The sequence below is a fragment of the Streptomyces sp. NPDC091272 genome (genome assembly GCF_044757485.1).
In the GTDB taxonomy this organism is placed as follows: domain Bacteria; phylum Actinomycetota; class Actinomycetes; order Streptomycetales; family Streptomycetaceae; genus Streptomyces.
The window spans coordinates 78,250-99,277 of the sequence record NZ_JBIVVC010000018.1 but is presented as its reverse complement, the minus strand read 5'-3'; the positions used below and the strand labels follow the sequence as shown (position 1 = coordinate 99,277).

The following is a 21,028-nucleotide window of genomic DNA, read 5'->3' as shown; positions in this document are numbered from 1 at the left end:
ACGGACCCCTTTGTGTGGGCTGGGTGGGCTGGATGAATCGGGACCGGGCGCCTCAGTAGGCGGAGGAGGTGGCGGCGTCGAGGCTGTGCACCTCGTCGCCGCGCAGGGCCGGCGAGAAGACGCAGACCAGGCGCAGGTCCTCGTGCGGGCTGGCGACGAGGAAGTGGGCGTCGTGCTGGTCGAGTGCGTACATCCGGCCGGGCACCATCTCGTGGGTGGTGCCGTCGAGCTCGACCACTTCTCCGGAGCCGCCGATGCAGTAGCAGGCTTCGAGGTGGTTGCGGTACTCCAGCCGGGACTTGGTGCCCGCGGTGACGGTGGTGTCGGTGAGCGAGTAGCCCAGGCCGTCCTCGGCGAGGAGGAAGCGGCGGCTGAGGCCGTTGCCCCACTCGACGGTCTTCACGGACTCGATGTCACGAACGATCATTGCTGTCTCCTGGGTGTGTGGGTGGTGCGCGAAGGTGCTGGATGTGGTGCCTGACGTCGTGCGGGAAGGTGGTGCGGGTCTGCGGGGTGGAGCTCTGCGGCCGGCGGACCGGCCGGGTCAGGAAGGCTGTTCGGGGCGGACCTGGCGGACGAAGGCCCGGAAGGCCTCCGGCACGTCGTGTCCGGCCTCCTGGGCCGCCTCGACGGCGGCGACCGCGGCGGAGCCGATGATGGCGGCGTCCGCCCCGGCGGCCCCGACGGCCTCGACGTGCCGGCGGGTGCTGACCCCGAAGCCGACGGCGATCGGGGAGTCGGTGTGCGCCCGCAGCCCCGCGACCGTCTGTGCGAGCGCGGCATGGCCGGCCGCGGGCGCGGTCCCGCTGCGCCCGTAGTGGGCGACGAGGTAGAGGTAGGCGGAGGCGCGGGCGGCTGCCTGTGCCTGCGTCTGCGCGGGGCTGTTGGCGTAGCAGGTGGTGACGACGGGGAGCTGGGCCTCGGCGGCCGACTCCAGGTGGGCGGTGCGCAGCCGGGGCGGCAGCGCGTGGATGAGCAGGCCGTCCGCCCCTGCCGCGGCGATGTCGCGGGTGGCGGCGGCGAGGTCCCGGTGGCCCAGGGAGTACCTCCAGTCGGTGAGCAGGGCGATCCGGGTGTGGGCGAGCTTCGGCCGTACGTCGGCGACGAAGGCGAGCACGTCGTCCAGGCCGGCCCCGCCGCGGGCCAGCGCCCGGCTCGCGGAGCGCCGTACGACCGCGCCGTCGGTGACCGAGTCGGGGAACGGGACGGCCAGTTCCAGGCAGTCCACGCCCTCCTCGTCAAGCATCAGCACCAGGTCCCGCAGGACCGGCAGCGGCGGGTCGCCCGCGTTGAGGAACAGCGCCAGGCCGGTGCGGCCCGCGGTGCGGCGGGGGAAGAAGGGCGCCGGGGCGGCCGGCGCGGTGGTCGTGGTCTTGGTGACCTCCAGGGGGCTAGGCATGGGCGGCCACCGCCGGCTTCTTCGACGGGGTGGCGGTCTTGGAGGCCTCGGCGATCCGCCGGGCCAGGTCGTGGGCGGCTCCGGAGCGGACCGCGTGCTCGGCGAGTGCGACCGCGGAGGGCCAGTCCCTGCGGGTGCCGGAGGCCACCGCCAGGGCGGCCGCGCCGAGGCAGACCGTACGGGTGGCGACCCGGCCCGCCGTGCCGGCCAGCACGGAGAGGAAGTGCCCGGGGGCGTCCGCCGGGTCGGCGGCGGGCCGCAGGTCGCCGAACGAGCCGTCGGCGGGGGCGAGTTGGCCGGGCCGGATGATCCGGTCCCGGGCGTTCGGCCCGTGCACGGTGTTGGTGGCGAAGGGCAGCAGTTCGTCGGCTCCGGTGTCGTTGGCGGTGAGCCAGATCCTCCGGCCCGGGTGGGAGGCGGCCAGGGCGCGCAGGGTGTCCAGCGGGGCGGCGGCGGAGACCCCGGTGACCTGGGCGGCCACCGGCAGTTCGGCGAGGAAGGGGCCCAGCGCGTTCAGGAAGCGGCCGAAGGGCTTCATGCTCAGCGGGGCCACGGTCCTGGCCAGCCGGGTCAGCTGCACCGGGTAGACGAAGGGCCCGGCGAAGGCGATCCCGTAGGCGGCCAGGGTGTCCTCGGTCTGGGCGTACGAGGAGGTGAGCCGGACCCCGAGCCGTTCCAGCAGGTCGACGGAGCCGAGCGAGCTGGTGTAGGCGCGGGAGCCGGTCTTGACGACCTTGACCCCGGCCGCCGCCGCGACGAACGCCGACGCGGTGGAGATGTTGAAGGTACGGGGCCCGCCGCCGGTGCCGACCACGTTCACGGTGCCCTCCCAGGGGGTGGACACGGCGAGCGGGGAACGGCGTTCGGCGAGCGAGTCCAGCAGGTGGCGCAGGGTCTCGTGGTCGGGGATCCGGCTGGTCAGCGAGGCCAGCAGGGCGACGGCCTGGGTCTGGTCCAGCCGGCCGTCGCCGAGCTGGTCCCACCAGGACCGCCAGGTCTCCCGGTCGACCGGCGCCTGCCGCAGCAGGCCGGTGAGGGCGTCGTGCACGGTGGGTCTCCGTCTCGGGTGAGGGTGCTGGGCGGGGGCGCCGGCGGTGCGGCGGGCGGCGGGTCAGGCCGTCGCGGGGGCGGCGGCGCGGGCCTCGGTGATGAAGGTGTCGATGGCCTCGACGCTGCGGAAGTTGTTCGGGTCGAGGTCGTTGTCACCGACCGCGACGTCGAAGCGGTCCTCGACCCAGGCGATGAGCTTGAGGACGCCCAGGCTGTCGATGACCCCGTCGTTGAGCAGGTCGTGGTCGGTGGCCAGCTCGCTCGCCGGGGTGCCCGGCAGGAACTCGGAGATGACGAAGTTCGTGATGGTGTCGACGTTGCTCATGACGGGTTTCCTTCGGGTGTGGTGGTGGTCAGCTGGTCGAGCCGGTCGAGCGCCTTGCGGTCGACCTTTCCGGTGGCCGTTTTCGGCAGCGGGGCGTCGATGAGGGTGAGGTGGCCCGGCACGGCTGCCCTGGGCAGGTGCTGGGCGCAGTGCTTGCGCAGCTGGAGGCCGGTGAGGGCGGAGCCGGGTGCCCGCTGGACGCCGGCGACGAGCTTCTTGCCGGCGATCGGGTCGGGCAGGGCGGCGACTCCGGCCTCCAGGACGTCGGGGTGTTCCTGCAGGACCCGTTCGATCTCGGCGGTGTTGACGGCGACGCCGCGCACCTTGACCTGGAAGTCGGTGCGTCCGGTCAGGTGCAGGGTGCCGGACCCGTCCCGCCGGACGAGGTCGCCGGTGCGGAACCAGCGGCGGCCGTCGAGCCCCAGCGGGTGGCCGGTGAACTTGTCGGCGTGCCGGGTGCGGTCGAGGTAGCCACGGGTCTGGAAGGGCGTGGAGACGTAGAGCTCGCCGCTGCCGGGGCCTTCGACGACGTCCCCGGTCTCGGGGTCCAGGAGGAGGGCCTGCACGCCGGGCAGCGGCTGGCCGATGGGTACGGGCGGGAAGGCGGTCGCGGTGGTGTCGACCTCGTGGATGAAGCTGTCGTTGGTCTCGGTGCAGCCGTAGATGTTGTGGATGCGGGCGCCGGGGAAGAGTGCGGGCAGGGCGGCGAAGGTCCGGTCGGGGATGGCGTCGCCGGTGAACATCACGTGCTCGACGCCGGCGAAGACGGTGCCGGTCTTGGCGGCCGCGTCCTGGAGCAGTCCGAAGGCCATCGGGACGGCCTGCATGACGTGCACCTCGTGGCGCAGCAGGAGTTCGCTCAGGTGGCGGCCGTGGGCGGCGAGCGCCGGGTCGACGAGGACGACACGACCGCCGTGGGCGAGGGTCGTCCAGACGTCGAGGAGGCAGAGGTCGAAGTTGAGGGGGGCGTAGTTGAGGACGGTCCGGCCGGGGCCCACCTGGAAGGCGGGGCCCGCCCAGCGGGTGAAGCGGTCCACGGCCTCCGTGCCCAGCGGGACGACCTTCGGCAGGCTGGTGGAGCCGGAGGTGGTGAGCATGAGGGCCACGTCGGCGGCCTCGTCGGCGGGCAGCGGCTGGGCGGTGACGTCCGGGTTGGGCGTCACGCGGGCCGGCTCGCCGCCGGGGGCCAGTACGTGTGCGCAGCCTGCCTGGGCGAACAGATCGCCGAGCAGCGAGTCGGCGAGGGCGGGGGACGGGAGCATCAGCGGCCGGCGGGAGAGCAGGCAGGCCAGTACGAGGGCGACGGTGGCCGGTGACTTGTCGGCGAGGATGCCGACCGGTTCGCCGGGGGCGAGCCGCAGGTGGGCGAGCCGGTCGCGTTCCGCCCCCGCGAGTTCGTAGAGCTCGCGGTAGGTGGTCCCGGCGCCGTTGAAGACGAGGGCGGTGGCGTGCGGCCGGTCGCGTACCTGGCCGAGGAACCCGGCGACGAGGCCGGCGGTGGGCGGGGGTGTGGGCTGCGCGGCCCCGGCGGGCTGCGCGGGCTTCGTCTGCGGTGTGTTGGCCCGCGGTGCGGTGGTCACGGCCGGCCTCCCGCGGTGGGCGGCGCGAGCTCCAGCCAGCCCGACTTCACCGCCGTGCCCGCGGGCGTCCTGCAGGTGAAGCGGACGACCCGGGCCTCGGCGTCGGGTTGGAGGGCGATATCCAGCGGGGTGTTCGGCGGTACAGGGGCGGAGAAGCGGCAGCCCAGGCCCCGTACCCGGGTGGAGTCGCCGTCGGCGAACCGGTCCACGGCCTCCTCGACGGCGAGGGCGACGACGCTCATGCCGTGCGCGATGACCGTCTCGAAGCCGGCGCCGCGGGCCGCCTCCGGGTCGAGGTGGATGGGGTTCAGGTCGCCGGAGACGTGTCCGTAGGTACGGATCCAGTCGGGGTTCAGTTCGTGGGTGGCGCTCTGCGGGGTGCCGGCGCCCGCCGGGGCGGGTGCGGGCGGGCCGCCGGCTATGTCTCCGTACGGTTCGAGGAGGGTGGCGCCCACCAGCAGTGCGGAGGTGGTCAGCCGGGCGATCGGCTCGGGGCCGTCCTCGCCGCTCAGCTCCACCCGCAGGGCGATCCTGGCGCCGCGCGGCTCCTTGCGGATGCCGGCCACCTCCAGGCGCACGGTGACCTGTTCGTCGGGGCGGACCTGGCGCACGATGCGGATGTCCTGGCCGAGGTGGACCACGGAGACCGGGCCGGGTTCGGCCTCGGTGAGGGCGGCCACGGTCTGCTCGGCGACGGTGTGGGCCAGCACGAAGGTGTGCACGGGGGACGCCTGGCCGGGGCGGGCGGCGGGCAGACAGTGCCGGGCGGCGGTGCGGTACCCGGTGAGCGCCGGTTCGGTGACGGTGAGGGTGCGGACCGGGGAGGGCAGGGCGAGGGTCGTCATACCGGCATCACCACCACGGAGGAGTTGTGGCCCCCGAACCCGAAGGAGTTCGTGATCGCGGGCCCCTGGGGCACGGCGCGCGGCGCGCCGTGGACGACGTCGATGTCCATTCCTGGCTCCTGCTGTTCGTGGTTGGCGGTGGGAGGTACCTCGCCGTGCCGCATGGCCTGCACGGTGGCGATGAGCTCGACGGCGCCCGCGGCGCCGATGAGGTGCCCGATGACGGACTTGGGGGCGGTGACGGGGGGCTGTGCGGTGCCGAACACCTTGGTGAGGGCGGCGGCCTCGGCGCGGTCGTTGTGGGGTGTGGAGGTGCCGTGCGCGTTGACGTGGACGATGTCCTCGGGGGCAAGCCCCGCGTCGGCGATGGCGCCCGTCATGGCGGCGGCGGCGACGGCGCCGTCGGGGACCGGCATGGCGAGGTGGTGGGCGTCGGAGGTGGCCGCGTACCCGGCGACGAGTCCGTAGGTGCGGGCGCCGCGTGCCTTGGCGTCGGCGAGGCGTTCCAGGACGACGAAGCCGGCGCCCTCGCCCATCACGAACCCGTCGCGGTCCTTGTCGAAGGGGCGCGAGGCGTGCTCGGGGTCGTCGTTGCGGGTCGAGACGGCGTTGAGGTTGCCGAAGCCGGCCAGCGTGACGGGGGTGAGGGTGTGTTCGGTGCCGCCCGCGATGACGACGTCGGCGCGGCCGGTCTGCAGGAGCATCAGCGCGTGGCCGATCGCGTCGGCGCCGCTGGCACAGGTGTTGGCGACGGTGAGCGCGGGGCCCGTCCAGCCGAGCCGGATGGCGATGTGTGCGGCGGCCGCGTTGGGCATCGTCATCAGTGGCATCAGCGGGTTGACCCTGGCCGGGCCGCCCTCGGTGAAGTGGGCGGACTCCAGGTCGCTGGTGGCGCGCCCGCCCACCGCGTTGCCGACGACGATCGCGGTGCGGCCCGCCTCGGCGGTGGGTGAACCCGCGTCGCGGTGGGCGGCGAGGGCGGCGGCGGTGCCGAAGTGCGCGAAGGGGTCCATCCGGCGGGCTTCCTTGGCCGGTACGAGGCCTGCCACGGCCTCGATGCCGGTGACGCGGCAGCCGATCCGCACCCGGTGGCGGGCGAGGTCGATGTGGGTGAGGGCGGCGGCGGTGGAGCGGCCGGCCCGCAGGGTGCGCCACAGCTCGTCCGGGGTGCACCCGCCGGGGGTGACCACGCCCAGGCCGGTGATGGCGACGGGCGGCTGCGCCGAACTGCCCCTGGACTGTCCAGGCATGTCTGCTCCTCGGAGGCTGTCGAAAAGCCGTCGTTACGGGCGTGGGGGTACGGGGCGGGGTGCCGGGGGGCGGTGCGGGGGCGCTCAGATGATGTGGCACTCGCGGGCGGACTTGATGAAGGCCTCCGCGGCGAAGTCGATGTCCGACTCGGTGTGCGCGGCGGTGATCGCGATGCGCAGCCGGGCGAGGTCGTTGGGGACGGCGGGGGTGACCACCGGGAGGCCGATCACGCCGTTCCTGCGGCAGACGGTGGCGTAGTCGTAGGCGTCCTCGTCGGAGCCGGCGATGACCGGGACGACGGCGGTCTCGCTGTCGACGGTGCTCATGCCGGCCTCGTGCAGGATCCGGCGGAAGCGCTCGGACTGCTGCTGGATGAACTCCACGCGCTCCGGCTCCCGTTGGAGGATCTGCAGGGAGGCGAGGGCGGCGGCGGCCTGGGCCGGGCCGAGTGCGGCGGAGAAGAGGAAGGGGCGGGCGGCGTACTTGAGGTGGTGGATGAGTTCGGCGGAGCCCGCCACCCAGCCGCCCATGGAGGGGATGGCCTTGGAGAGGGTGCCGAGCTTGATGTCGACGCGCGCCTCGTAGTCGAAGTGCTCCTCGATGCCCTTGCCGGTGGCGCCGATGACGCCCAGCGCGTGGGCCTCGTCGACCATCAGAAGCGCGTCGTGCGTGTCGCAGACCTTGCGCAGGTCGACCAGGGGGGCGATGTCGCCGTCCATGGAGTAGACGCTGTCGACGATGACCAGACGGACCCCGCTCTTGGGGGCGGCGGCCAGGCGGCGCTCCAGGTGGCCGACGTCGTTGTGCCGGAAGCGGGTGACGGTGGCGCCCGAGAGGCGGCAGCCGTCGACGATGCTGGCGTGGTCGTACTTGTCGATGAAGACGGTGTCGCCGGGGCCCACGATGCCGCCGACGGTGCCGGTGTTGGCCGCGTAGCCGGAGCCGAAGACCATCGCCTTCTCGCGTCCCGCGACCTTGGCGACCTCGGCCTCCAGCTCCTCGTGCAGCGGGGTGGAGCCCGCCAGGGCGCGGACGCCGTGGTTGCCGGTGCCGTAGAGGTCGAGGGCGGCCTTGGCGGCGGCGACCACGCGCTCGTCGCCCGCCAGTCCGAGGTAGCTGTAGCCCGACATCATCAGCAGCCGGCGGCCGTCCAGGTCCGCGTAGGCCGAGTTCCGCTCGCAGGTGTACGCCACGAAGCTGTTCTTGCGCTCGGGCTCGTACTCCAGGGAGGCCACCCTGTCGCGGAAGTAGGCGAGCTTAGGCTCCAGGCGTTCCCAGGCAGCGGATGAATTCACGTTCTTCTCCTCGTCGCGTGTCTCCGGCCCGACCCGGAACTCCATCGGCGCCCTGCCGTTCCTCCGGCGGGGCTCTAGTGGAATTCCATTAGGACTCCTGGGGCGCAATAGCAGCGCAAGAGCAGTCGCCCGTATCGCAATCGGGCGGGTGGCGGCCGGCCCGAAGTGCCTCGATCGAGTGCGGCAGGAGCGGGGGAAGTGCCGGGATCCAGTCGCGCTGGAAGAGCGGTCAACGGGGCATTTCGCCGTTGACACACGAAGAGGGCGCGCGGTTATGTTCGAGATCGCACGAACTAGACAGACACGGCCGGAAGTCGTCCGTTTCGGAGAGTGCAGAATGCTGATCAGACTCGTGGGGATTGTCGCGATCGAGCAGGACGGGGCCCCGCCGCAGCACCTGTCGAGCGCCCAGGCACAAGTGGCGCTCGCCCGGCTGCTGGTCGAGCGGGCCGACGGCACGGAGCGCGACCAGTTGGCCGAAACCGTGTGGCCCGAGGGGCTGCCGGACACCTGGGCCTCGGCGTTACGGAGCGTGGTGAGCCGGGTCCGGGCATTCGTCACCACTCCGCAGGACCGGCCGGGCGAGACACCGCTGGTCGCCCAGGGCGGCCGGTACGTGCTGCGGATCCCGCAGCACGCGGTCGTGGACGTGGAGTGCGCGGAGAGCGCGGTGACCGAGGCCGTCTCGGCGTACTCCCAGGGCGCCTACGCGGTGGCCAGACAGCTGGCGGCCGGCGCCGTGTCGAACCTGCGCGGTTCGTTCCTGCCCTCGCACGAGGGCGAGTGGGTGGACTCGATGCGCGAACAGCTGGAGGAGCTGCGGCTGAACGCGCTGGAGACGGCCAGCCTGGCCTCGTCCGCGCTCGGCGACGAGCACCACGCGCTGCGGTACGCGGAGGAGGCGGTGCGCAGGGCTCCGTTCCGCGAGAGCGCCTACCGGTGCCGGATGGCGGCGCACACCAGGGCCGGCAACCGGGCGGAGGCGCTGCGCAGTTACCAGCGGCTGCGCGAGGTGCTGGCGGAGGAGCTGGGCATCGATCCGGCGCCGGAGACGGAGGCGGCGTACCTGGAACTGCTCCGCACCCCCGAGCCGCGGCCCGTCCTGCGGCCGGTGCCCGTGCTGGACCCGCTGCTGATGGGCATGTTCGAGGTGGACCGCGGGGCCGCGCCGCCCAGGCCGTGCTCGCTGTCCGCGCACGGCTGTGTCACCCACCCGCTGCCCGGAGCCCGCCCCGCACCGCTCCCCACCTCCCTGCCGGCCTCCCCGGCAGCCTGAGACGGCCGCCCGCGCCGGGACGCCCGGCAGCCTGAGACGGCCGCCCGCGCCGAGGCCGCCGCCCGAGCCCGCCGAGGACACCCCGAGGCTGCCGCCGGAGCCCTCCGGGGACAGCCCGAAGCCGCCGTCCGAGCCTGCCGAGGACAGCCCGAAGCCGCCGCCGGAGAGATCCGGCGGCGGCTTCTCGGCGTGCGGCCCGCACAGCGGCACGCGGGTGCGGGCCCCGGCCGCCACGGGGGGACGGAGCGGCCGGGGCCCGGCAGGAGGGGAGGGCGGAGCAGGACGGGGCGTCAGGTGATGGACACACCGCTGTCGATCGAGACGACCTGTCCCGTCATGCAGTCCTGGTCGAGGAAGAGCCCCGCGCTGCGGGCCACCTCCTCCACCGTGACGAAGCGCGGGATGGGCGCCTTGTCCTCCATGCCCTCGATGACGCGGTCAGGGAGGTCCTTCGTCATCCCGGTGATCATGAATCCGGGCGAGAGCGCGTTCACGGTCACCCCCCGGCGTCCGCACTCGGACGCGAGGGTACGGGTGAAGCCGATCAGCCCCGCCTTGGAGGCGGAGTACGCCGTCTGCCCGGCCGTCGCGATGATGCCGGACGGGGAGACGATGTTGAGCACCCGGCCCCAGCGCTTGCGCAGCATGTACGGCACGGTGGCGCGGGCGGTGTGGAAGGAGCCGATCAGGTTGGTCTGGATGACCTGGGCCCAGTCGTCCGGGTTCTGCATGGCCATCAGGCCGTCCTTGCGGATGGCCCCGTTGTTGACCAGCACGTCCACCGCGCCGAGTTCCTCGGTGATGGTGGCGTACATGCCCTGCACGGTCTCCCAGGAGCCGACGTCCCCGGTGACCAGCACCGAGGGGTTGGCCAGCTTCTCCTGGAGCGCCTTGGCGGCGTCCAGCGAGCTGTTGTAGTGCACCGCGACCCGGCAGCCCAGCGAGTCCAGTTCGAGCGCCAGGGCCTGGCCGAGGCCGCCCGAGGCGCCGGTGACGAGCGCGACCGGGGAGTCCGGCCGCTGACCTGCACTGTTCTTGCTCATGCGGCGACACCGCCCCATTCCAGAAGGATCGAACCCCATGTCATACCGGCGCCGAAGCCGGCCAGCAGGACCTTGTCGCCGGACTTGATACGGCCTTCCTCCAGTGCCTCGGTGAGCGCGATGGGGATCGAGGCGGAGGCCGTGTTCCCGTACTTCTGGAGGTTGGTGATCAGTGCTTCCTGGCGCAGCCCGGTGTGCGACAGGATCGAGTTGATGATCCGGATGTTCGCCTGGTGGGGTACGACGTGGTCGATGTCGGCCGCGTCGACCTTGGCGCTCTCCAGCGTCTCGCGCACGGTACGGACGGTGTAGCGCACGGCGTTGAGGTAGATCTCGTTGCCGTTGATCTGCGCGTAGTGCAGGCCGGCCGCCACGGTCTCCGCGGTGGTCGGCATCCGGCTGCCGCCGGCCAGCACCTTCAGGGAGCCGGCGCAGGAGCCGTCGGCGCCCAGGTTCCAGGCCTTGACCCGGTTCTCCGGGCCCGCCTGCAGGACGATCGCGCCCGCGCCGTCGCCGACGAGGATGGACAGGTCCCGGTCCTCGGGGTTGGCGGTGAGGGTGTGGGTGTCGGAGCCGATCAGCAGGATCGGCCGGGGGTCGATGGCGATGAGCGCCATCGCGGACACCAGTCCGTAGACGAAGCCCGCACACTCGGAGTTGACGTCGTGCGCGCTCCCCGAGATGCCCAGTTCGTGGTGGACGAACGCGGACGTCGCGGGGGACGGCTGCTCGGGCGTCGCGGTGGCGACGATGAGGTGGGCGATGTCGTCGCCGGTCAGGCCGGCCTTCTCCAGCGCCCGCCGGCCGGCCTCGACGGCCAGCGAGGCGGTCGTCTGCCCCGGGTCCACCGCTCGCCGCTCACGGATGCCGCAGCGGCTGACCACCCAGTGCTCGTCGACGCCGAAGCGCTCGGCGAGCGAGGCGCTGGTGACGACGCGTTCGGGTACGGACATGCCCCACCCGGTGATGTCGAAGCCGGACACAGGCCCCTCGCCTACGCGTTCGCCGGGACGAGCGCCACGATCTTCGCGTACACGTCACGCAGCGTGGTCGTGTCGTCGAGGTCGGCGAAGAGCGACTCGTCGGCCGGAATGTGCGGGTACTGGTTCTGGAAGCCGTAGAGCCACTCCATCAGGTCCAGCGAGTCGACGTCCGCGATGTGCTGGAGCGGCGCGTCGGGGCTGACCTCTGCGGCACCGGAAACGGCCTCGAGCTGGCTGGCCAGTTCTTCGATGGTGGGCAGCGACATGGGTCGGTCCTCTCTCAGCGGTGCGTCCTTATTTTCCGATGCGATGAAAACCCCGCCCCCGCAAGGAAGACGCAAGACGGCGCGACGCCGTCCCCTCCATTGCCCGGTGTGCCGCCCGGCTGCCGTATTGCGCATTCCTTGCGGGGCATCCGGTTTCCTCGGTCGCGAATTGAAGGAACGTGCTGCCCCCGCCGGACAGGAATGAGGATCAGATGACAACGGTCGCGCCCAAGTCGGTGGACCCGGAAGTCGATGCGATCAGGCACCACTACGAAGTCAGCAATGACTTGTACCGGCTGATCCTGGGTCCCTCGATGATGTACTCCGGCGGTTACTGGGAGGCCGGCGAGGACCTCGTCGCCGCTCTCGATGCGGCCCAGTACCGCAAGCTGGACAAGTTCGCCGAGCTGGCGAACGTGCGTCCCGGCGGCGCCAAGCGGGTGCTCGACATCGGCTGCGGCTGGGGCACCATGATCAACCGGGTCACCACCGTGCACGGCGCCGAGGCCGCGGTCGGCCTGACGCTCTCCCGTACGCAGGAAGCCTTCAACGACGCCCTGAACAACCCGCGGATCAAGACGCTGGTCACCAGCTGGGCGGACTACCAGGTCGCGGACGACAGCGAGAAGTACGACGCCGCGTTCTGCATCAACGCCCTGGAGCACTTCGTCTCCTCGAACCTGCCGCCGAAGGAGCGCACCAAGCGCTACCGCTTCTTCTTCCAGCAGATCGCCAACGCCCTGAACCCGGGCGCCAAGTTCGTGCTGCACACCATGACCGCCGAGGCGCTGCCGATGAACCGGGCGCTCCTGGACGACCTGAAGTTCCTGCAGCGCTCGGAGTTCGAGGGCTGCCACATCCCGCACCTGCACGAGCTGACCTCCGCAGCCGAGGGTCTCTTCGAGGTCGACGAGATCGTCAACGAGCGCGAGTCCTTCGCGATGGCCTGCCGCGCCTGGCTGGTCCTGCTGGCCGAGCGCCGGGACGAGGCCGTGGCCATGGAGGGCGAAGAGGTCGTCGCCCGCTTCGAGCGCTACCTCGACATCTTCGCGTACACGCTTGAGGACAAGTTCTTCAACAACTTCCGCGTCACCATCACACGCCGCTGAGGAGCTGGACGTGACGAGCATTCTCGAACCGGCCAAGGACGGCGGGGCACGCCCCACCACCGACACGGCCCCCGGTGGCCGCGGGCCCACCCGGCACCTGCGGGTCGCCGTCATCGGCACCGGGTTCTCGGGCCTGGGCACCGCCGTACGGCTGCTGCAGTCCGGCATCGACGACTTCCTGGTGTTCGAACGGGCCGACGAGGTCGGCGGCACCTGGCGCGACAACGACTACCCGGGTTCCGCGTGCGACGTCATGTCCCACCTCTACTCGTTCTCCTTCGCCCGCAACCCGGAGTGGAAGTCCACCTTCGCCAAGCGCGACGAGCTGTACGCGTACCTGCGTGACGTCGCCGACCGCTTCGGTGTCCGTCCGCACATCCGCTTCGGCCACGAACTGATCGCCGCCCGCTGGGACGACGCCGAGCGCCACTGGAAGATCCAGACCTCGCAGGGCGACTACACCGCACAGGTCCTGGTCACCGGCACCGGCTACCTCAGCGAGCCGTCCGTCCCCGACATCAAGGGGCTGGGGGACTTCGAGGGCAAGATCTTCCACTCCTCGAACTGGGACCACGACCACGACCTGACGGGCCGTCGGGTGGCCGTCATCGGCACCGGCGCCTCGGCCATCCAGTTCGTACCCAAGATCCAGCCCGAGGTCGCGCACCTGGACCTCTACCAGCGCACCCCGGCCTGGATCGGCCCCAAGACCGACAAGCCCAACAGCGCGCTGCACACCAGGATGCTGCGCTCGGTCCCCGGCTACCAGGGCTTCAGGCGGAACTTCAACAAGTGGGGCCGGGAGGTCCTGGCCTTTGCGTGGGCCCGTCCCAAGGTCGCGGGCAAGGTGCAGAAGATGGCCAGCGACCATCTGAAGAAGTCGGTGCCCGACGAGGCGCTGCGCGCACGGCTGACGCCCGACTACGTGGTGGCCTGCAAGCGGCTGCTGTTCTCCAACACCTGGTACCCGGCGATCCAGCAGCCCAACGTGGACCTGGTCACCGACGGCATCGAGGAGATCCGCGCCAAGTCGGTCGTCGGCAAGGACGGGGTCGAGCGCGAGATCGACACCATCATCCTGGGCACCGGTTTCGCCGCCACCGACCGGCCGGTCGCGCGCCGCATCTGGGGCCGTGACGGGGTGCAGCTGCGCGAGGCCTGGAAGGACGGCATGTCCGCGCACCGCGGCACCACCGTCGCCGGCTTCCCCAACCTCTTCATGCTGCTGGGCCCCAACACCGCGCTGGGGCACTCCTCGCAGACCGTGATGATCGAGGCGCAGATCAAGTACGTCCTCGACGCGCTGAAGAAGATCGAGCAGCGGGGTCTGGCCAGCGTGGAGGTACGGCCGCAGGCGCAGGAGGCCTGGAACAAGACGCTCGACGGCCGGGTGGAGGGTTCCGTGTGGACCGACTGCCAGAGCTGGTACCAGGACGCAGGCGGCCGCAACTCGTCGATCTGGCCGACGTACACCTGGCGCTTCCGCGCCGGGACCAAGCGCTTCGACCTGAGCGAGTACCAGCTCGCCTCTCAGGTGCGGACCGCCACGCAGGTGCCTCGGTAGACGCAGCAATGGGAATCGGGAGACGTACGCAGATGAGCATGACCCCAAGAACAGCTGCCCGCACCGCGGCGGGCACGGCGCCCCAGCCGTCCCGCCGCAGGATCCTGGGCGCCGCGGCGGCCACCGCCGTCGCGGTGGTCGGCTGGAACACCGTGGACCAGTCGTGGGCCACGGCCGCGGAGGCCGCCGGCAACCGCAACGTGGTGCCGGTGCCCAGGCTGGACGGCGCCCTGGTGACCTCGCCGGCCGTGGTCGAGTCCTTCGCCCACGACTTCGGCCACTTCTTCGACGGCGCCGGCAGCAAGCCGTGGGCCGTGCTGCGGCCCGGCAGCATCAACGACATCGTCAAGATCGTCAAGTACGCCTCGGCGAACAACATCAAGGTCGCCGTCAACGGCCAGGGCGGCACCGGCGACGACATCGAGTCGCACTCGGTGTACGGCCAGGCACGCGTCCCGGGCGGCATCTCCATCGACGCCCGCGGCCTGACGAAGATCTGCTCCTTCGGCAACAGCGTCGTGGAAGTCGAGGCCGGGGTCACCTGGGCGCAGCTGACCGAGGCCGCACTCAAGGTCGGCAAGACCGCGCCCGCGCTCCCCGACTACCTGTACCTGTCGATCGGCGGCACCCTGAGCGTCGGCGGCATCGGCGGCACCGTGCACAAGTACGGGCTGATGGTCGACAACGTCCGCTCCCTCGACATCGTCACGGGTGACGGCAGCCTGGTCACGGCTTCGCGGACGGTCCGCCCCGACCTGTTCCACGCGGCCCTGGCGGGCGGCGGACAGGTCGGCATCATCGTCCGGGTCAAGGTGGAACTGGTGCCGGCGCCCAAGCGCGCGGTCATCTTCTCCCTGTACTACGCCGATCTGGCGTCCTACCTCAAGGACTGCGAGAAGCTCCTGGCCGAGGGCCGCTTCCAGGTGAACGCGGGCGAGATGGTGCCGAAGCCGGAAGGCGGCTGGCGCTACAAGATGGAGGCCGGCGCCACCTACAACACGACGCCGCCGGACCGCGCGAAGCTGCTCGCCGGGTTGAGTGACGTACGGTCCGAGGCCGTCATCGAGGACCACACGTTCCGGGACTACATGTTCCGGCTCGACGCCTACGAGGTGTACCTCAAGGAGACCGGCCACTGGTACACGCCCAAGCCGTGGCTGAGCATGTTCCTGCCCGGCTCGAAGACCAAGCAGTTCATGGAGCTGGCCGAGCGCGAGCTGAACGCCGACTCGCTGGGCGGCGGGTTCCTGCTCTTCTACCCGTACTACACCTCGAAGATCAAGACGCCGCTGGCGGTCCAGCCCAACGAGTCCGTCGGCTACCTCTTCGACCTGCTGCGCTTCCCCAACCCGGGTGACCCCAACATCCAGGCCATGCTGGACCAGAACCGCCGGCTGTACGACATCGCGGTGAGCCTGGGCGCCAAGCGCTACCTGGTGGGTTCCGTCCCGAACATGACGACGGCCGACTGGAAGGCCCACTACGGCAACCGCTGGGCCGGCTTCGTCGCCGCCAAGAAGCGCTACGACCCCAAGAACATCTTCACCCCCGGCCAGGGCATCTTCGCCTGACGGGTCGTCGGACCGGGCGGCGGGGGCGGGGCACACGCCCCCGCCCCCGCCGCCTTTTTCCCTTTTCTACGGAGGCTTCGGATGACCACGTACGACCTGATCGACGAGGCGGTGATCGACGCCCCGGCGGACGCCGTCTGGAAGGCGCTCGTCTCGGAGTTCCGCGGGGCCAAGGAGTGGTGGGTCCCGTCCAACACCTTCCACGCCGTCTCCGGCGAACCCGACGCGGTGGGCGGCAGAACCGGCGTGACCGTGCACACCAAGGGCGCCGACAAGGGCGGCCTGAAGCTGCGGTTCACCTCGCGGACGGTGGCGGTGGAGCCGGGCCGCCGGCTCGACATCGAGTACGTCGACGGGGTGTTCCGGGGCCCGAGCACCTTCCGCCTGGAGCCGCTGGCGGACGGCCGCACCCGGCTCTCGATGCACTTCACCGGCACCCCGCACGGCTGGCTGAAGATCCTCGCCAAGGTGGCCGACCTGGGCGCGGAGCACTCCAAGGGCACGCTCGCCGCCTTCGAGTCGCTGAACCGGCAACTGTCGGCGGTGCAGCGGTGACCACCATCCCCGAGCTCACCCACGAGCTGACGGTGCGCACCGACGACGGCGCCGAGCTCGCGGTCACGGTCCTGACGCCGCTGGCCGGCCGGGCGGCGGGCCCCGACGTGGTGCTGGTGCACGGCTGGGCGCACACCCGCAGGACCTGGGGCACCGTCTCCGACCGGCTGATCAGGGCCGGCCACCGGGTGGTGCTGTACGACCAGCGCGGCCACGGCGCCTCCACGCTGGGCCGCACCCCGGTCTCGGTCGAGCGCCTCGGCGCGGACCTGGCCGCGGTGCTGGCCGAGACGGACGCGCGCGAGGCGGTGCTGGTGGGCCACTCCGGCGGCGGGTTCGCCGCCCTCACGTACGCGGCGACGTCGCCTTCCGCCGGGCGCCTCAAGGGACTTGTGCTGCTCGGCAGCGCCGCGCACGGCCAGGACACCCCGGACAGCGAGGTCAAGATGATGGGCGGCGCCCCCTTCTCGTGGGCGCTGCGCCGCGGGTGGCTGGGCCGCAAGCTGCTGGGCTCCACCATGGGAAAGAGGACCGACCCGGTGGTGCGGGACGTCAACCGGCAGATGTTCGCGGCGACGGCCCCCCGGGTGCGGGCGGACTTCTTCCGGTGCACCCGCGGCTGGGACGTGCGCGAGGCCCTGAAGGAGGTGGCGGTCCCGGCGGTGGTGCTGCACGGCACGTCGGACAAGGTGATCGACATCGACCTGGCCGAGACCCTGGCCCAGGTACTGCCCCAGGCCCGCTTCGAGAAGATCGAGGACGCGGGCCACATGCTGCCGCTGGAGCACCCCTCGGCGGCCGTCTCGGCGGTGGCCGAACTCACCTCACGGTGAACGGAGCACGGGCCGGCCTCGCGGCGGCCGCATCCGGCAGCCTGCTCGCGGCGCACCGGGGCGCGAGTCGCACGGCGGCCGTGCCGGTGTCGCCACGGGCGGCGGCCCCGGCCGCGCTGCTCGGGCAGCTGCTGCCCGCGGGCGTCGCGTCGTCGGAGGCCTTCGACGACGCGGCGCCCGCGCCGCTGTTCCTCGCCGAGGCGGCCCTGATGGCGGGCCGCCGCGCGCGCCGGCGCCGCCAGTTCGCGACGGCCAGGAGCTGCGCCAGGCGCTGTCTCGCCGAGCTGGGCCGTCCGCCCGCCCCCCTGCTTCCCGGCCCAGGCGGCGCACCGCAGTGGCCGGCGGGGGTGGCCGGCAGCATCACGCACTGCGAGGGCTACCGGGGGGCGGTCGCCTCGTCCGCCGCCCGGTACGCCGCGCTGGGCATCGACGCGGAGCCCGTCGGCCCGCTGCCCAAGGGCGTCCTCGGGCTGATCACCTCTCCGGCGGAGCGCACCGCGCTGGCCGCGCTGGCGGCCGCGGACCCCGCGGTCGCGTGGGAGCGGGTCTTCTTCTCCGCCAAGGAGGCGGTGTACAAGGCCTGGTACCCGGCGACCGGCATCTGGCTCGGCTTCCGCGACGCCACCCTCACGCTCTCCCGGGACGGCACCTTCACCGCCGAGATCCGCCCGCCGCGCCAGGTGCCCGTCGACCCCCGCTACGAGGGCCGCTGGCTGACCGCCCGCGGCCTGGTCCTGACGGCGGTGGCGCGCCCCGCCTGACCCGTACGAGGGCCGTCCTCACGCGGGGCGGGCCTTCGGCAGGATGACGGTACGCGGCACCGGCGGGGTCTCGGGCGGGCCGAGCGGCGCGGCGCCCGACCGGTACTCCTGCGGGCTGATGCCCCGTACCCGCTTGAACGCGGTGGACAGCGCGAACGCCGAGCCGTAGCCCACCTTCGACGCCACCTTCGCCACCGTCGACTCGGGTTCGCGCAGCAGGTCGGCGGCCAGGGCGAGCCGCCAGCCCGTCAGGTACGCCATCGGGGGCTCGCCCACCAGCTCGTTGAAGCGGCGGGCGAGCGAGGCGCGCGAGACACCGGTCTTGAGCGCGAGCGACTCGACGGTCCAGCCGTGCGCGGGGTTCTCGTGCAGCAGCCGCAGCGCGGGGCCGACCACCGGGTCGCTCTGCGAGCGGTACCAGGCGGGGGCGCCGCTGCCCGGGTCGGCGAGCCAGGTGCGCAGGACACCGATCAGCAGCAGGTCGAGGAGGCGGTCCAGGACGATCTCCTGGCCCGGCTCGTCGCGGGCCATCTCGGTGGCCAGCAGGGTGATCAGGGTGGCGTCCGCGCTCTCGGAGGGGCGCACCAGCAGGGTGGGCAGGGCGCTCAGCAGCCGCCGGCCGATCTCGCTGGGGGCCTGGTAGGTGCCGCTGAGCATCACCGCCGAATCGGCCTCCTGGAAGGCGGCGCCCCAGGTGCGTACCCCCAGCGCCATGGACTCCGTGACGTCCTCGCCGTCCTCGGTGTTGCACCGCTGCTGCGGGCCCACCGTGATCTGCACGCGGGTGTCCGGGGAGTCGGCGACGGTGTACGGGTCGGGGCCGCGCACCACGGCCACGTCACCGGGGCGGATCAGGGTGGGCGTGCCGTGGTCGGGGATCAGCCAGGCGTCGCCGTGCGCCATCGTCACCACCGAGATCGGGGCGCGGTCCTCGACCCGCAGCGACCAGGGCGGGTTGAAGACGGACTTCAGGAGGAAGGCGCCCCGTGCCTTGGGGCCTTCCAGCAAACCGGTCAGGGTGTCCATCGGTCCATCCTCTCCGTCACCGCGCGGCGGGAAAAGCGCCCGTCCCTGCCCGGGGGAGAGACAGGGGCGGGCGCTGCTCAAGGCGGCCTCGCGGGCGTCGTTACGCGGCGGACGCCCGGCCGTGCAGGGTCAGCGCGCGGCCCAGTGCCGCCAGGGCCGCCGTGCAGGCGACCGTGCGGATCACGTTGCCGCCGGCCCAGCGGCTGCCGAAGCGCGAGCGGGCGGCGGTCAGGTCGCCTCCCGCACGGGCCAGTTGGTTGTTCAGTGGGATGTTGACGACCGCGGTCACCACGAGGGAGAGCCCGTACAGCGCGAACGCCGTCCAGCCCCAGCGTGCCGCGTCGGGCCGGCCGCCGCGCTGCTGCTGCACGGCGGCGATCCCGGTGGCCAGGAAGGCACCGAGGAAGAGCAGGCCGAACAGGCCGTTGTCGATGGCCTCGTTGATGTTGCGCATCGCGGTCACGTACGTCTGGTCGTCGCCGCGGCCGAGGCCCGGCAGCACCGAGATGTCGAAGGCGAAGTAGAGGCCGGCCATCAGGCCGGTGCCCACGGTGGCCGCGACCAGGGTCACGGACTGGGTGCGGGTGCCGGCCGTCGTACCGCTCACCGCGCTCGCCGCCGCGCCGGTCACTGTGCTGGTCATGTCAGGATCCCCTTCAGGGTGCGTTCGTAGCGCCTGCGCAGCACCGTCGCGCCGAGGAGGCGGACCGGCGGCGGGATGGTCGCCGACACGTGGGCCACCGAACTGCGCTCGGCGCCGTCGAACATCCACGGCTGGAGGTACGTCATCACGCGCCGGGGGGCGCTGGAGACGACCTTGCGCTCCTCGGCGAGGTAGGCGCGCTCCCCGAGCCGGTCGAAGACGGGGAAGACGACCTGCTCCTCGTCGCGCAGATGGTCGTGCAGGACCGACTCGAAGTGCGCGGCGGCCTGTACGAGGCCGGCGCCGCCGTGTGTCACGGCGGTGGAGACCGCCGCCATCGCGCGGTCCAACTCCTCGTGGTCGTCGTGCAGTTCGCGGGCCTGGGCGTCGAAGTCCGCGTCCTTGCGGCGCAGCCCCGGCCACAGGACGTCGTCCTCGCTGGTGTGGTGCCATTCGATGACTTCGCGAAAGCGCTGCCACCACTCGTCGCCGGTGCCCCGCCACCGGGGGGCCGCCGCGCGCAGCCGCGCCGCGTCACGCCGCATGGCGATGTGCATCAGGGCGAAACCGTGGAAGTGCGGGGGGAGCGAGCGCAGCCCCTGTTCGCTGGACCAGGTCTTCGGAGTGGGCATCGGACAACGCCTCCTGCCGGGTGGGTGCGGGGTGGCGGTACATGGTGAGTGCCCCGGTACCGGCGGGCGGCGGCCGTACCAGAGTCGCCGCCCGAACCGGTCGGGGTCTCACGTGTCGTACTGCCGTACTGCGGTGCTGTCTTCGGGTGTCAGACGTTCCAGACGCCCGTCGCCGCCGCGTCGCGGGCGTAGTCGGCGAAGTCCTTGGGCTTGCGGCCCAGGGCCTCCTCCACACCGTGCACGAGGTGCGCGTTGCGGCCGTCCAGGATCATGGTGAAGAGGTCGGCGAACTCCTCGGGGAGGCCGTTCTCCTTCAGCACCGCGCGGTACTGCTCGTTGGTGACCGGGATGAACTTGATGTCGCGGCCGGTGGCCTTCGACAGTTCGGCGGCCACGTCGCTGTAGCTGAGCAGGCGCGGCCCGGACAGCTCGTAGGTCTTGCCGATGTGCTTGTCGTCGGTCAGCGAGGCCACCACGACGTCCGCGATGTCGTCCGCGTCGACGAACGCCTCGACGGCGTCACCGGTCGGCAGCGCGATCTCGCCGGCCAGGACGGGCTCCAGGAAGAAGCTCTCGTCGAAGTTCTGGTTGAACCAGCTGGAGCGCACGATCGTCCAGTCGGCGCCGGACGCCTTGAGGTTCTCCTCGCTGGCCTCCGCGGCCTCCTCACCACGGCCGGAGAGCAGCACCAGACGGCGGGCGCCCGCGGCGACCGCGGCCTTGGAGAAGGCGCCGACCTGGTCGGAGGCGCCGGGGAAGGCGAGGTCGGGGTAGTAGGTGACGTACACCCGGTCGACACCGGCCAGCGCGGCGTCCCAGGTGGCGGGCTCGTTCCAGTCGAAGGGCGGCTCACCGGCGCGCGAACCGATCCGGACCTGACGGCCCTGCGCGGAGAGCTTCTCGGCGACGCGGCGGCCGGTCTTGCCGGTGCCGCCGATGACGAGGGTGATCTGCGTGTTCTGCGCGTTCTGAGTCATGAGTACAGTCAAGTCCAGTCTCGCGAGACGGGCCATAGCCACAA

At 72.1% G+C, this 21,028-nt stretch carries 22 protein-coding genes; 7 read left to right on the top strand and 15 right to left on the bottom strand.

From position 1 onward, the window contains the following. Positions 1-52 precede the first annotated feature (52 nt). The 8 genes from ACIQM4_RS33355 to ACIQM4_RS33320 form a co-directional block, all read right to left on the bottom strand. The gene (locus ACIQM4_RS33355) at positions 53-427 is read right to left on the bottom strand and encodes an ectoine synthase (protein ID WP_401599131.1); all 375 of its coding nucleotides are present in this window, start codon (positions 425-427) and stop codon (positions 53-55) included. Positions 428-544: 117 nt separating this feature from the next. Then, entirely contained in the window at positions 545-1,399 is an 855-nt protein-coding gene (gene trpA, locus ACIQM4_RS33350) for a tryptophan synthase subunit alpha (RefSeq protein ID WP_401599129.1), read from the bottom strand. Continuing rightward, positions 1,392-2,447, bottom strand: coding sequence for a hypothetical protein (locus ACIQM4_RS33345; protein ID WP_401599127.1), 1,056 nt, complete (start codon positions 2,445-2,447; stop codon positions 1,392-1,394). The genes trpA and ACIQM4_RS33345 overlap by 8 nt, the downstream gene beginning before the upstream one ends. A gap of 63 nt (positions 2,448-2,510) precedes the next feature. Continuing rightward, positions 2,511-2,774, bottom strand: coding sequence for an acyl carrier protein (locus ACIQM4_RS33340; protein ID WP_401599125.1), 264 nt, complete (start codon positions 2,772-2,774; stop codon positions 2,511-2,513). Next, positions 2,771-4,354: an AMP-binding protein gene (locus ACIQM4_RS33335; RefSeq protein ID WP_401599123.1), complete on the bottom strand. Its 1,584-nt coding sequence runs from the start codon at positions 4,352-4,354 to the stop codon at positions 2,771-2,773. The genes ACIQM4_RS33340 and ACIQM4_RS33335 overlap by 4 nt, the downstream gene beginning before the upstream one ends. Next, positions 4,351-5,199: a MaoC/PaaZ C-terminal domain-containing protein gene (locus ACIQM4_RS33330; protein ID WP_401599121.1), complete on the bottom strand. Its 849-nt coding sequence runs from the start codon at positions 5,197-5,199 to the stop codon at positions 4,351-4,353. The genes ACIQM4_RS33335 and ACIQM4_RS33330 overlap by 4 nt, the downstream gene beginning before the upstream one ends. Next, complete coding sequence (locus ACIQM4_RS33325) at positions 5,196-6,449, bottom strand: beta-ketoacyl-[acyl-carrier-protein] synthase family protein (RefSeq protein WP_401599119.1); 1,254 nt, start codon at positions 6,447-6,449, stop codon at positions 5,196-5,198. Before ACIQM4_RS33325 ends, ACIQM4_RS33330 begins: the two co-directional genes overlap by 4 nt. A gap of 84 nt (positions 6,450-6,533) precedes the next feature. After that, positions 6,534-7,745 carry an aminotransferase class I/II-fold pyridoxal phosphate-dependent enzyme gene (locus tag ACIQM4_RS33320; protein WP_401599117.1) on the bottom strand — a complete coding sequence of 404 codons (1,212 nt, stop codon included), beginning with the start codon at positions 7,743-7,745 and terminating at the stop codon, positions 6,534-6,536. Between the two features lie 337 nt (positions 7,746-8,082). On the opposite strand from ACIQM4_RS33320, the gene ACIQM4_RS33315 reads away from it, so the two are divergent. After that, the gene (locus tag ACIQM4_RS33315; protein ID WP_401599115.1) at positions 8,083-9,021 is read left to right on the top strand and encodes a BTAD domain-containing putative transcriptional regulator; all 939 of its coding nucleotides are present in this window, start codon (positions 8,083-8,085) and stop codon (positions 9,019-9,021) included. A gap of 290 nt (positions 9,022-9,311) precedes the next feature. Here ACIQM4_RS33315 and ACIQM4_RS33310 read toward each other — a convergent pair whose 3' ends face one another. From ACIQM4_RS33310 to ACIQM4_RS33300, 3 genes are read right to left on the bottom strand one after another with little or no spacing between them, the layout of a single operon-like run. Then, the gene (locus tag ACIQM4_RS33310) at positions 9,312-10,064 is read right to left on the bottom strand and encodes an SDR family NAD(P)-dependent oxidoreductase (RefSeq protein WP_401599113.1); all 753 of its coding nucleotides are present in this window, start codon (positions 10,062-10,064) and stop codon (positions 9,312-9,314) included. Continuing rightward, entirely contained in the window at positions 10,061-11,047 is a 987-nt protein-coding gene (locus ACIQM4_RS33305; RefSeq protein ID WP_401599111.1) for a 3-oxoacyl-ACP synthase III family protein, read from the bottom strand. Before ACIQM4_RS33305 ends, ACIQM4_RS33310 begins: the two co-directional genes overlap by 4 nt. Before the next feature lie 11 nt (positions 11,048-11,058). Next, the gene (locus ACIQM4_RS33300; protein WP_384353763.1) at positions 11,059-11,313 is read right to left on the bottom strand and encodes a hypothetical protein; all 255 of its coding nucleotides are present in this window, start codon (positions 11,311-11,313) and stop codon (positions 11,059-11,061) included. 212 nt (positions 11,314-11,525) lie between these two features. On the opposite strand from ACIQM4_RS33300, the gene ACIQM4_RS33295 reads away from it, so the two are divergent. The 6 genes from ACIQM4_RS33295 to ACIQM4_RS33270 all read left to right on the top strand — a co-directional run bounded on the left by ACIQM4_RS33295 (position 11,526) and on the right by ACIQM4_RS33270 (position 17,706). Next, entirely contained in the window at positions 11,526-12,422 is an 897-nt protein-coding gene (locus ACIQM4_RS33295) for a class I SAM-dependent methyltransferase (protein WP_401599109.1), read from the top strand. A 10-nt stretch (positions 12,423-12,432) separates the two neighbouring features. Beyond that, the gene (locus ACIQM4_RS33290) at positions 12,433-13,986 is read left to right on the top strand and encodes a flavin-containing monooxygenase (protein WP_401599107.1); all 1,554 of its coding nucleotides are present in this window, start codon (positions 12,433-12,435) and stop codon (positions 13,984-13,986) included. A 38-nt stretch (positions 13,987-14,024) separates the two neighbouring features. Continuing rightward, positions 14,025-15,557, top strand: a complete 1,533-nt coding sequence (locus tag ACIQM4_RS33285; RefSeq protein ID WP_401599106.1) for an FAD-binding protein — start codon at positions 14,025-14,027, stop codon at positions 15,555-15,557. A gap of 81 nt (positions 15,558-15,638) precedes the next feature. Beyond that, on the top strand, positions 15,639-16,112 hold the full coding sequence (locus tag ACIQM4_RS33280; RefSeq protein ID WP_401599104.1) for an SRPBCC family protein: 474 nt from the start codon (positions 15,639-15,641) through the stop codon (positions 16,110-16,112). Further along, a complete protein-coding gene (locus ACIQM4_RS33275; RefSeq protein ID WP_401599103.1) occupies positions 16,109-16,945 on the top strand; it encodes an alpha/beta fold hydrolase in 837 nt (278 codons plus the stop codon). Before ACIQM4_RS33280 ends, ACIQM4_RS33275 begins: the two co-directional genes overlap by 4 nt. Beyond that, positions 16,942-17,706 carry a 4'-phosphopantetheinyl transferase gene (locus tag ACIQM4_RS33270; RefSeq protein ID WP_401599101.1) on the top strand — a complete coding sequence of 255 codons (765 nt, stop codon included), beginning with the start codon at positions 16,942-16,944 and terminating at the stop codon, positions 17,704-17,706. Before ACIQM4_RS33275 ends, ACIQM4_RS33270 begins: the two co-directional genes overlap by 4 nt. Positions 17,707-17,724: 18 nt before the next feature. On the opposite strand, the gene ACIQM4_RS33265 is transcribed toward ACIQM4_RS33270, so the two are convergent. The 4 genes from ACIQM4_RS33265 to ACIQM4_RS33250 all read right to left on the bottom strand — a co-directional run bounded on the left by ACIQM4_RS33265 (position 17,725) and on the right by ACIQM4_RS33250 (position 20,984). Then, positions 17,725-18,732 (bottom strand): AraC family transcriptional regulator, encoded by a 1,008-nt coding sequence (locus ACIQM4_RS33265; protein ID WP_401599100.1) that lies wholly within the window; start codon positions 18,730-18,732, stop codon positions 17,725-17,727. Positions 18,733-18,832: 100 nt separating this feature from the next. Then, positions 18,833-19,375 (bottom strand): DUF1772 domain-containing protein, encoded by a 543-nt coding sequence (locus tag ACIQM4_RS33260; RefSeq protein ID WP_401599098.1) that lies wholly within the window; start codon positions 19,373-19,375, stop codon positions 18,833-18,835. Continuing rightward, the gene (locus ACIQM4_RS33255) at positions 19,372-20,007 is read right to left on the bottom strand and encodes a hemerythrin domain-containing protein (RefSeq protein WP_401599097.1); all 636 of its coding nucleotides are present in this window, start codon (positions 20,005-20,007) and stop codon (positions 19,372-19,374) included. The genes ACIQM4_RS33260 and ACIQM4_RS33255 overlap by 4 nt, the downstream gene beginning before the upstream one ends. Before the next feature lie 149 nt (positions 20,008-20,156). Next, the gene (locus tag ACIQM4_RS33250; RefSeq protein ID WP_401599096.1) at positions 20,157-20,984 is read right to left on the bottom strand and encodes an NAD(P)H-binding protein; all 828 of its coding nucleotides are present in this window, start codon (positions 20,982-20,984) and stop codon (positions 20,157-20,159) included. Between the last annotated feature and the right edge of the window lie 44 nt (positions 20,985-21,028).